The organism is Rubripirellula obstinata (assembly GCF_001642955.1).
GTDB classification, from domain to species: Bacteria; Planctomycetota; Planctomycetia; order Pirellulales; family Pirellulaceae; genus Rubripirellula; species Rubripirellula obstinata.
In genome coordinates this window covers 1-10,210 of sequence record NZ_LWSK01000166.1, presented here as the reverse complement: position 1 = coordinate 10,210, position 10,210 = coordinate 1, and the positions used below count along the sequence as shown (strand labels likewise).

16 protein-coding genes are annotated in these 10,210 nt (G+C 55.1%); all 16 read right to left on the bottom strand.

The genetic code is table 11. The features are described from left to right. Nucleotides 1-59 precede the first annotated feature (59 nt). Complete coding sequence (locus tag RC85_RS27755; protein ID WP_162273253.1) at nt 60-488, bottom strand: hypothetical protein; 429 nt, start codon at nt 486-488, stop codon at nt 60-62. A gap of 221 nt (nt 489-709) precedes the next feature. Beyond that, on the bottom strand, nt 710-910 hold the full coding sequence (locus RC85_RS27750) for a hypothetical protein (RefSeq protein ID WP_162273252.1): 201 nt from the start codon (nt 908-910) through the stop codon (nt 710-712). A 1,031-nt stretch (nt 911-1,941) separates the two neighbouring features. After that, the gene (locus RC85_RS27745) at nt 1,942-2,367 is read right to left on the bottom strand and encodes a hypothetical protein (RefSeq protein WP_149753206.1); all 426 of its coding nucleotides are present in this window, start codon (nt 2,365-2,367) and stop codon (nt 1,942-1,944) included. A gap of 357 nt (nt 2,368-2,724) precedes the next feature. Then, entirely contained in the window at nt 2,725-3,207 is a 483-nt protein-coding gene (locus RC85_RS23480; RefSeq protein ID WP_068267183.1) for a hypothetical protein, read from the bottom strand. Nucleotides 3,208-3,209: 2 nt separating this feature from the next. Further along, the gene (locus RC85_RS27150) at nt 3,210-3,371 is read right to left on the bottom strand and encodes a hypothetical protein (RefSeq protein ID WP_157594041.1); all 162 of its coding nucleotides are present in this window, start codon (nt 3,369-3,371) and stop codon (nt 3,210-3,212) included. A 399-nt stretch (nt 3,372-3,770) separates the two neighbouring features. Next, a complete protein-coding gene (locus tag RC85_RS23470) occupies nt 3,771-4,136 on the bottom strand; it encodes a hypothetical protein (RefSeq protein WP_235033526.1) in 366 nt (121 codons plus the stop codon). A gap of 119 nt (nt 4,137-4,255) precedes the next feature. After that, the gene (locus RC85_RS23465) at nt 4,256-4,603 is read right to left on the bottom strand and encodes a hypothetical protein (RefSeq protein ID WP_068267181.1); all 348 of its coding nucleotides are present in this window, start codon (nt 4,601-4,603) and stop codon (nt 4,256-4,258) included. A 137-nt stretch (nt 4,604-4,740) separates the two neighbouring features. Continuing rightward, a complete protein-coding gene (locus RC85_RS23460) occupies nt 4,741-5,454 on the bottom strand; it encodes a DUF1559 family PulG-like putative transporter (protein ID WP_162273251.1) in 714 nt (237 codons plus the stop codon). Nucleotides 5,455-5,473: 19 nt separating this feature from the next. Further along, nucleotides 5,474-5,614: a hypothetical protein gene (locus RC85_RS27740; RefSeq protein ID WP_162273250.1), complete on the bottom strand. Its 141-nt coding sequence runs from the start codon at nt 5,612-5,614 to the stop codon at nt 5,474-5,476. Next, entirely contained in the window at nt 5,601-5,960 is a 360-nt protein-coding gene (locus RC85_RS23455; protein ID WP_068267179.1) for a hypothetical protein, read from the bottom strand. The genes RC85_RS27740 and RC85_RS23455 overlap by 14 nt, the downstream gene beginning before the upstream one ends. A gap of 119 nt (nt 5,961-6,079) precedes the next feature. Continuing rightward, nucleotides 6,080-6,646 carry a hypothetical protein gene (locus RC85_RS23450; protein ID WP_157594040.1) on the bottom strand — a complete coding sequence of 189 codons (567 nt, stop codon included), beginning with the start codon at nt 6,644-6,646 and terminating at the stop codon, nt 6,080-6,082. Further along, on the bottom strand, nt 6,624-6,755 hold the full coding sequence (locus RC85_RS28920) for a hypothetical protein (protein ID WP_261340491.1): 132 nt from the start codon (nt 6,753-6,755) through the stop codon (nt 6,624-6,626). The genes RC85_RS23450 and RC85_RS28920 overlap by 23 nt, the downstream gene beginning before the upstream one ends. 390 nt (nt 6,756-7,145) lie before the next feature. Further along, entirely contained in the window at nt 7,146-7,709 is a 564-nt protein-coding gene (locus RC85_RS23445) for a hypothetical protein (protein WP_068267177.1), read from the bottom strand. A gap of 782 nt (nt 7,710-8,491) precedes the next feature. Next, nucleotides 8,492-9,097, bottom strand: coding sequence for a hypothetical protein (locus RC85_RS23440; RefSeq protein WP_149753359.1), 606 nt, complete (start codon nt 9,095-9,097; stop codon nt 8,492-8,494). Between the two features lie 493 nt (nt 9,098-9,590). After that, nucleotides 9,591-9,764: a hypothetical protein gene (locus RC85_RS27735; RefSeq protein WP_162273249.1), complete on the bottom strand. Its 174-nt coding sequence runs from the start codon at nt 9,762-9,764 to the stop codon at nt 9,591-9,593. A gap of 165 nt (nt 9,765-9,929) precedes the next feature. Next, on the bottom strand, nt 9,930-10,190 hold the full coding sequence (locus RC85_RS27730) for a hypothetical protein (protein WP_149753361.1): 261 nt from the start codon (nt 10,188-10,190) through the stop codon (nt 9,930-9,932). Nucleotides 10,191-10,210 lie beyond the last annotated feature (20 nt).

Sequence of the window (10,210 nt, the reverse complement as noted above, 5' to 3'; positions counted from 1 at the left end):
CCGCAATACACCGTTGCGATGCGGTCCGTCGGCGCGGACTTCGTTCCCGTGGGTGACCATCACCATGTTAAGATCGTAGCAAAGAGTGGTCGTTCAAGCAAGTTTCGGCGAGCAGCAGTATATCGAGTGTCCAGAGATAGGCGTTGGTTGTGCCACGCAGTGCATCCGGCACGTCGGCATTGATTGAGCATTGGAGTTCGAGCGTCGGTTGATGCCCCGCAGGGCAGTCTGCATTTGGATGGTGGTCGAGCGTTGGGGGCAAGGCAGTGTTGATCGTGCGTTGGGTGTGCCCCGCAGGGCGCGAGGCGGGCAGCAAGTGTCCGCGGCCCAGTCGGATAACGGTATGCATCACCGAGGTGGCGGGAGTTGACGTGCAAGCAGAGAGAAAAGCGTGCGGCCGCCACTCCGGTGCATGCAATGGTTATCCGCAATACACCATCGCGATACGGTCCGTCGGCGCGGACTTCGTCCCCGTGGGTGGCCATCACCGTTTGGAAATCGTAACAAAGAGCGGCCGGCAAGGCAAGTTTCGGCAGGCAGCATTAAATCGAGAGCCCGATGGCAGGCGTTGGTTGATGCCACGCAGTGCATCCGGCTCTTCGGGTTTGGTCGAGCTTTGCAATTCAGGCGTCGGTTGGTGCCCCGCAGGGCGGTCGGCACTTCGGTGTAGGTCGAGCAATGGGGGCAAAGCGGTAATGGTCGTGCGTTGTTATGCCCCGCAGGGCGCGAGGCGGGCAGCAAATGTCCGCGGCTCAGTCGGATAACGGTATGCATCACCGAGGTGGCGGGATTTGACGTGCAAGCAGAGAGAAAAGCGTGCGGCCGCCACTCCGGTGCATGCAATGGTTATCCGTTTCCCTGGACGGACCTTCAAATCCAGTTGCGGATAGAAGCGGCAATGCTGGAGCACGTCAGGAAACAGGTAAAGTGAAAAGCCGAGACGGCGCAAAAGCCAGTAGTGAGCCGTCCAAGACGGTTGGCATATGAAAGAGCAATTCCATAAAGCAGTCCTTGCAACGCAAGGTATGTGAAGTCGAAGTTAGGCGGCGTATCAAATATGGCCCAGGCAATGTGGAGCCCTGGAACGACAACGTCCGTGCTAGCCGGTATCGGAAGCTGCAAGCCGGTCACCATGAAGATGAAGGCGAAGACCGCGGAAATCGAAGCGAGGCAAGGCCACCACCAAGCTCGGTGCTTCGCGGCGTGACTTTCAGTTGGATTGGCAGGCATCAACAATGCGTTCATTTCGTTGGTCTTTCAAGAGAGGGTTGTGGCCTTAAGGATCAGTCGGATAACGGTAGCGATTTGCGGGTGGCGAGAGAAGACTTGCAAGCAGAGGACACAGCGTTGCCGCCACACCGTCAACATCGCATGGTTATCCGCGATTATGGGGAGGGAGTGCAGGTTGAATTCGAGGGAAGTTTTAGAATCATCTTAGTCGTTCGAGGTTAGGAAAAATTCAAATCCTTGGAACCGGAGTTCTGGCGGAACATTCAATCCTGAATTTGCATCTTGTGTTTGATTGAAGCGTAAAGCGTAAACCGGGTGCTCTCGGTCGGATAACGTCTAGGATCACCGGGTGGGGACGGAAAAAGTAACCATCAGGAAACGGCCGCAAGCCCCACTCCGGTGCATCCTTTGGTTATCCCTTTGCATTGAATCGAGCATGATCAATGCGTTGGAAAAGAACGACGGGACGTCGCCATGCTGGATGGAGCGTTGGTGCACAGGCTAGAGTGTAGCGTCGGGATCAGCGCAAAGGCAAGCAGCGGGATGGCGGCCGGTGCTAGCAAAGTAGCGGTCAGCAAGCGAACGGTATGTCGGCGATGGGATGCCTTAAAGAAGTGGGAAAAAATCCCATCGGCGACATTCCGTTCGCTTGGGGGAGGTGAAGCGGGGAAAAACGTGCAAGTACACAATCCAGAAGCTGGTGAAGCGGTTTTAGGTCGCGTGGATTCGAGTCGCACAGCTAAGCGTTGAAGCGGAAAAGCAGGCTAGCGGCGAATCGAGTCGTCGCGACCTTCGTGCAAGTAAAGGATCAAGCGTTGAAGCGGAGTTTGGGCCGGGGCACAGCGGAGATAGAGTCAGCGAGCGATCAGCACGATCGGAGAAGGAGTGACCAAGCAAGCGATCCGACGTAACGAGTCTCGATGGGTGGGGTAGCAAACGATCGAACGTTCGGCATTGAAGCGGAGAGACCGCGCACCTAGTGGGATAACGGTATGCATCACCGAGGTGGCGGGATTTGACGTGCAAGCAGAGAGAAAAGTGTGCGGCCGCCACTCCGGTGCATGCAATGGTTATCCGCAAAACACCATTACGATGCGGTCCGTCAGCGCGGACTTCGTCCCCGTGGGTGACAATCACCGTGTTGAAATCGTAACAAAGAGTGGTTGGTCAAGCAAGTTTCGGTGGGCGGCATTAAATCGAGCAACCAAAGACAGGCGTTGGTTGTGCCACGCAGTGCATCCGGCACGTCAGCATTGAATGAGCACTGGAATTCGGGCGTCGGTTGATGCCCCGCAGGGCAGTCTGGATTTGAGTATTGATCGAGCGTTGGGGGCAAATCGCTATTGGTCGTGCTTAGGTTGTGCCCCGCAGGGCGCGAGGCGGGCAGCAAATGTCCGCGGCTCAGTCGGATAACGGTACGCATCACCGGGCGGCGGCGAAAGACTTGCAAGCAAACAGAAAGATTGACCACCGCCGCTCCGGTGCATGCGATGGTTATCCGTGCGCGTCGAGTGCATGGCGTATTTCCCAGTAGTCGCCCGGCATATCGGGATCATTTGCAGCACGGTGGAAGAAGTCAGGCAGGGTCAGTGTAAGCCCAACGGCGATAGACCGTAAGTCGTCAAGTTCGTCGCCCCAGTTGCAGTGGTCAAATATGAGCGTCGGATAGCCGGAGATTCCAAGTTCAAGTGCAACGGTATCGCCGTTTCCAGCGTATGCGAAGGAAAACAATCCACGTGGAACAAGGTCGTCGGTGTTCAAGGGCGACACGAGCTGTGCCGTCGACCGCAGGCGGAATGGCCCAGCGTGACCACGGCCTGGTGTTTGCGGCCAGTGACGAGTGAAAAGGTCATTGAGGTCGGAGGGGAGGCCCATCGCAGAGAGCGATGCAGCGGTTTTCGGGTCACAATCGCCAAGGCCCATGGCGTACTCCGCGTCGAGTTGGTCAAGGACGTTGCGAATCGCGTTAAGGTTCATGGTTAAGTCGGATAACGGTAAGCATCACCGAGGTGGCGGGATTTGACGTGCAAGCAGAGAGAAAAGCGTGCGGCCGCCACTCCGGTGCATGCAATGGTTATCCGCAATACACCGTTGCGATGAGGTCCGTCAGCGCGGACTTCGTCCACGTAGGTGACAATCACCAAGTTCAAATCGTAACAAAGAGCGGTCGGTCAAGCAAGTTTCGGTGGGCAGCATTAAACCGAGCAACCGAAGACAGGCGTTGGTTGATGCCACGCAGTGCATCCGGCACGTCGGCATTGATTGGGCACTGGAATTCAGGCGTTGGTTGGTGCCCCGCAGGGCAGTCGGCATTTCGATGTTGGTTGAGCGTTGGGGGCAAAGCGGTGTTGGTCGTGCGTTGGTTGTGCCCCGCAGGGCGCGAGGCGGGGAGCAAGTGTCCGCGTTTAAGTCGGATAACGTCTAGGATCACCGGGTGGGGACGGAAGAGGTAACCATCAGGAAGCAGCCGCAAGCCCCACTCCGGTGCATCCTTTGGTTATCCGCAGGTTTGGGGCACCGGAGTAAACGTCGAACAGATGTCATCGTGCTAAGTCCTGTTTGCCGTGTATTTCACGAATGCAGGCAAAAGCGTATGGCATTTGCTCGGGCCAGCGATCTGCGATGTAGTGGTATAGTTCGATAGCGTCGGCCCAGTCGCCTTGCGTGTCAAGTCTCGACGCCGTTTCGAGTGCATCGGCAGGGTCAAGGTAATCGTCAGCAGTTTCGATCACGCGGGCGATCGGCGGACGGAGTGCGAACCAGCCAAGCAAGGCGACCGGGCCAAGCCAACCGAATGCAAGGCCGACAAACAGCGGGTTCGTGTCTCGTCGCCTAGCGTCGCGGACGAGCCACGCAATGCAAGCAATGTATGCAGCGGCAACGAAAAGGAACGTCAGGATGCGCACGTGCAACCTTGGTTGGATCGAGGGTTTTCAGTCGGATAACGACCGGGATCACCGGGTACGGAGGGAAAAGTCAACCATCACGGAAAAGCGTGCAAGCCGTACTCCGGTGCATCCCATGGTTATCCGTCGTGCTGCTCGGAATCCGGCAGGGACGGCACGTAGAACAGGCTTGAAGTATACAGGGTGACCGCGAAGGACAGAAACAGGAGTGTCGACAGGAAAAATATGCGTAGGAACATACCGAGAAGGAAAATGGCGTCTCGGTCCGGGGTGCCGTCCCAACCGGGCCGAGACATTTCCGCTTCGATCCAAGCGGCATCCAGCATCCCGTAAGCAACGCCACACACGACAAGCATGCCGGACAACCCACGCCCGCCAAAGCGATATGACACAATGCAGTTGACGATCAGCAGTGCAAAAAGCGGCAGCCAGCCGTGAGGACGAATGAATTCCAGAAGTAGCGTCAATAGTCAAGTGTCAGAGTTGAGTAGATTTCAGTCGGATAACGGTAGACATCACCGGGTGGCGGCGAAAGACTTGCAAGCAAACAGAAAAGCTAACCACCGCCACTCCGGTGCATGTCATGGTTATCCGCGATTGTGGGTTACGGTAAGTGAAGCCAGCCATCACGAACAAGCGTTTGGCGATCAATCATTTCGCCGCCGTCAATGGTAAGCATTGCCTTCAGAGTTGAAGGTGGTATCGTACGATCGAGGCGATAGACCTCACCATCCGCAAAGACCACACCTGGTCCGTTAGGGTGATCGCTTGAAATTGAGTCAGGCCCAGTATCTACGGTAAAGGGCATGGTGTCCATCTCGAAGTCAACTGGAGAAAGCCAATGAATGTCGTCACGAGAAGTCTCTGCGGCAGCAATCGTTTCGGATAGGCCGTCCGTGATCTCGGATTTCCGACGGAAGCCCGCAGAATGACCGAATGCATTGGTGCCAGTGATCATTAGATACGAAACGGTCGAAGGATGGTTCGCACCACCGCACGGAATGCCGTACGGGTAATTGAAGGTATGGAGGTTGCCGCCTTTGCCGAGCAATTTGCGAATATCGAGATCGACGTTGCTAGGGGAATCCCACGTCTTGCTAAAGTCATATTCCGCATACATTGGTGAGGCCATGACAAATGGCAGGCATCGAATCCGCCAACTGTGGTTTCCGTAGCTTGGGGACGGGAAATGGCTGTACGCCGAATAGTAGTTCTCGAATGCGAGTCCAACCATTCGCAGGTTGTTGGAGCACGACACTACGCGTGCGCGTCGCCTGGCGTTGACGGTGGCAACACAGAGGATGGTGACAGCAAGCAACGCAGAAACGGATTTCAGCTTACGGATCGCTCGGCTCCATGTTCAGTCGGATAACGGTACGCATCACCGGGCGGCGGCGAAAGACTTGCAAGCAAACGAAAAAGCTAACCACCGCCGCTCCGGTGCATGCGATGGTTATCCGCCGTCTATGTCGTCGCATCAGTCGAGGTTTCGAGCAATTCGCCGCAACGTGGACAGGAAGTACTGGGAGCGTCCAACACATCACCACAATGATAGCAGAACAGGTCATTTGATGCAGCAACTTCGGATTGCAGTTGGTGCCATGTCCGCAGTAGGTCATCAATTGCAGTAGGCGAACAGTCGGCGGCGAGAACGTCATAGACAGTGCCGAAAATTGGCCCATCGCCAGCATGGGAATGTCCGAATGGAGTTGCAGGACCAACCAGATGCGCTTTGATGCCGCCTTCAACTAAGTAGGCGACCAGCGAGTCAGCCGCAGGGTAGCTGCGAGATCGAAAGACGATGGTCGGCTCGGGTAGCGTCATGGATGAATGCCAGGCTCAGTCGGATAACGTCCGGATTTTCCGGGTGGGGAGAGTGAAGGTTCAAACCGCACCAAAGCCGCCGCTTGCCCCACTCCGGAACAATCCATGGTTATCCGCAATTATGACGGGCATTGAAAAAGAATGCGACTTACGATGGGTGAATCAATCATCGTAGCATGAGGCACGTCAACCGCAAACCACGTAGCATCGTCGCCAAGGTCACGGTGGCAATGGGCAACAACGAAGTGAAAGCTAAGCTCTGCGTGAGGAGGAATGCGATGAATAGAGAGACCAAATCCGTCAGGCAAATAGACAATGGGGTAATAGCTCGTGAGATCGGGCTCGTACCACGAGTGGCGGTCACGGAGCAATTCCCCGTCCTCAGTACCTATCATCAACGTCCCACCACAATGGCCCCAGTTTTGTGCATCGAGTCCTTGGCCGGACTCTGGAGAACCAGGCTTGCAACTATTGTCGAGACGCAACGTAAACGAGAAGTTTTGAATCCTAGCTTTTGACTTCAATTCGACTACAAGTCCAAGGGCTGCATCAACCGAAAGCTTACGCGGAAGAGCGATTTGCGGATTCACTTGATGCATTGCAAGCGAGTGCAACAAAGCGTCGGAATCGTCAGACGTCGCCGAAGCGGTAAGAGAAACAAAATCAGTTTCGATCGTAGCGAACATGGACTTCATTCGGATAACGGTATGCATCACCGAGGTGGCGGGATTTGACGTGCAAGCAGAGAGAAAAGCGTGCGGCCGCCACTCCGGTGCATGCAATGGTTATCCGCAATACACCATGCGATGCGGTCCGTCAGCGCGGACTTCGTACGTGTGGGTGACAGTCACCGTGTGAAGATCGTAACAAAGAGCGGTCGTTCAAGCAAGTTTTGGTGGGCAGCGTTAAATCGGGTACTCAAAGACAGGCGTTGGTTGTGCCACGCAGTGCAGTCGGCACTTGAGTATTGGTCGGGCATTGGGGCCAAGCGGTTTTGGTCGTGCATTGGTTGTGCCCCGCAGGGCGCGAGGAAGGCAGCATGTGTCCGTGGCTCAGTCGGATAACGTCCGCGTTCTGCGGGCGGCGGATTAAAGCGTGCAAGCAAACATGACCGCCAACCACCGCCGCTCCGTCAGCAACGCTTGGTTATCCGCTTTTGTGGAATCCCAGTTCAATTGCACCGTTTCATTGCTCAGGAAGATCAATGTATAGCTTTCTCAGCATGGTTTGTCCTTTGCTCCAAGCTTCTTCCCAGTCTTGTTCTGGGCTTTCGTAAATAAACATGTAGACGACGTCGTTAGCGTCGTCCGCAATTAAGAAGTTGTGGATTACCGAGCCGTCTTTTTTAATTCGACAGCCAAATGTCTGTGCGGGGCCTGCTTGATTCGGAGGAATTACAAGTAGCACAGATTCTTTTTCCTTGGTCGCCTCCTGAATGAATAGCTTTGCAAATTCAGATGCAGTTCCCCCGCGTTTCATGCCGACACCTGGAATCACATTCAGCGAAAGTCCGGTATTAAAACCGCCGGTATCTTCAATGTTTTCCTGTGTGATGAAATACCCACGCGTTGCATTCTTTCTAGCCGTTTTGTAGTGCCATTGGTGAGGTTTCAGTATCCCTACGCTCACGTCTTCGCACCATTGCCATTCAAATCCTGTTGGTGGGGAAGGGAGGTTGGGTTTCTCGGCGTGCGCGACGGTTGCAACAAGCGAGACAATGATCGGTATCCAGGTTTTGCAGTTTAGCATGATGTCTGGTCTCCATCTGGTTTAATGGTTGCTGTCGCAGGGGTGAAGCGTGTAGCGATTTCGGGAAAGTCCAGGTTGATGATTTGTGGCATTCGTTGGCTTGTAAAGCATTGTAATGTGGCATCGCGACGCGAAGCAGTTCTCCAAGTCGGATAACGTCCGGGTTTTCCGGGCGGGAAGATTTGACGTGCAAGCAGAAAAACAAACGCGCAAGCCCCGCTCCGGAACAACCCATGGTTATCCGTCGGTATTGGTTACGAAGTGAGCGAAAGTTGACGGCAGCCAACGGGGATCCGCCGCGCGAGCGGAAAACAACGACGGGACGTCGCCAGCATGAACCCCACCAGGGGAAAACAACGGCGGGACGCCGCCATCCAGGATTTAGCCATCGGAGTGATCATTGTATCGGAGTCCAGCATTGTGAGACCAGGTAAATGTAACCGTTTGGATCACAGTTCAGTGAGGAGGAAAGTTGCGTTGGTGCGTGTTCGATCGCAGGAGTCTGGATGCCCGAGGTGTCGCAAAGCTTGTGTGTGCTTGAATTAGTGGGACGCAACATCGATGAATCGCGAGTTCAGCAAGTCCGAGTTTTGGTTGTGCCCCGCAGGGCGCGGTTGGATCAAGTCAGACAAAATGGCGAGAATCGGAGCCAAGCACGAACGACAGCGCACCCGCTCGGATAACGGTTCGGTTCAGCGGGTGGCGGGTGAAGACTTGCAAGCAAACGGAAACGCCGACCACCGCCACTCCGTTGCAACCGTTGGTTATCCGAAGCATGGGGTTTATGGGCGCGGGTCAGAGAACCTCCGGACAAAGTACAGCTGTGATGTTTCAGCGTTATAGTACAGGGTCAACCGATCGTCACCAAAGCCTAGCCCATTCTCGGGGATGGATTCGTCTCGCATCGTAGACACAAGGTGATCACGAGTAAACTCCTGAGTGAGCGAGCGTTTCGCGACGACCTTGTCGACGAAGGAAGTCGGCGCGTCGAGTTTTCCCCAAACAGTCGGGCCATCGTTAAACGAATCCATTTGCCGCAAGCGGGATATCGTCACTTCAGGCGGAATGTCCACGTCAAGGGCCCAAGCAAGTCGAGCTTGTGCAGTTGATTGAGTGCTCGTGTACCAAATCGCAGTCGCGAGCAAGAGGATCATAGTCACCCAGGCGGAACGAACCTTGCCTCGACGTGCAAGCATTGAGAAAGGCATCGTGAAAAGCACAGCGACGGGAACAAGCATTGGCATACCAAGGAAATACCAGCCAGCGGTTTGCAACCCGCTGCCGTCAGCGCTGCCTCGGTAGTCCATGTTGGACATTCCGAGCCAAGTCCACACAAGGAACGCCGTGACACCAACGGCGGTTAGCGATAGTGGGAGCAAGCGTTTCAAGGCTGTAGCTGATTTCTCAGTCGGATAACGGTTCGGTTCAGCGGGTGGCGGGAATGCCCATGCAAGCAAACGGAAACGCCGACCACCGCCACTCCGTTGCAACCGTTGGTTATCCGAGAAAATCCCAATTGCATCTATTTTGCAAACGGGTCGTGCAAAGGTGAATAGAAGCGAAGCGAGTCAAGAAGCTTTGAGTGTATGCGACCGACTCTAATAATGCTGTAAGGCATATCGCCGGAAGTCCGCTTGCAGCGGTGTTCGATTACCGCATTCGGCACAGGGTCATCTTGGTAAATCGCAGTCGGTGTCTTAATTTGAGTTGCATTTGATGGCCTGTTTTTTATGCGATCTTGAGTTGGTTCGTCGCAGTTAGCGAGCGTCGCACCTAGCAAGAGCAGGGTTGCAAGAGTCAAGCGTGCAAGCATCAGAAATTTCCTTCGTGAGAGTTGGGTCGTGGAGCATCGCAGAATCATGGGCTTGTGTCAGCATCAAATCACACGGGTGCATATGTCGGATAACGGTAAGCATCACCGAGGTGGCGGGATTTGACGTGCAAGCAGAAAGAAAAGTGTGCGGCCGCCACTCCGGTGCATGCAATGGTTATCCGCAAAACACCATTACGATGCGGTCCGTCAGCGCGGACTTCGTCCCCGTGGGTGACGATCACCCGTTTCAAATCGTAGCAAAGTTTCTTTGGTCAAGCAAGTTTCGGCGAGGAGCGGCAAATCGAGCAACCAAAGACAGGCGTTGGTTTATGCCACGCAGTGCATCCGACACGTCAGCATTGATTGAGCATTGGGATTCGGGCGTCGGTTGATGCCCCGCAGGGCATTCAGGACTTGAGTATTGATCGAGTGTTGGGGGCAAAGCGGTGCTGGTCGAGCGTTGAATGTGCCCCGCAGGGCGCGAGGCGGGCAGCAAGTGTCCGCGAGTCAGTCGGATAACGGTAAGCATCACCGAGGTGGCGGGATTTGACTTGCAAGCAGAGAGAAAAGTGTGCGGCCGCCACTCCGGTGCATGCAATGGTTATCCGCAACACACCAGTGCGATACGATCGGTCAGCGCGGACTTCGTCCTCGTGGGTGACAATCACCTTGTGTAGATCGTAGCAAT

What these genes read in the sequence shown, in the direction of transcription:
- RC85_RS27740 (WP_162273250.1), bottom strand. Translation starts at nt 5,614, where the DNA reads ATGCGACGACATAGACGGCGGATAACCATCGCATGCACCGGAGCGGCG.
- RC85_RS23480 (WP_068267183.1), bottom strand. Translation starts at nt 3,207, where the DNA reads ATGAACCTTAACGCGATTCGCAACGTCCTTGACCAACTCGACGCGGAG.
- RC85_RS23450 (WP_157594040.1), bottom strand. Translation starts at nt 6,646, where the DNA reads ATGTTCGCTACGATCGAAACTGATTTTGTTTCTCTTACCGCTTCGGCG.
- RC85_RS23455 (WP_068267179.1), bottom strand. Translation starts at nt 5,960, where the DNA reads ATGACGCTACCCGAGCCGACCATCGTCTTTCGATCTCGCAGCTACCCT.
- RC85_RS23445 (WP_068267177.1), bottom strand. Translation starts at nt 7,709, where the DNA reads ATGCTAAACTGCAAAACCTGGATACCGATCATTGTCTCGCTTGTTGCA.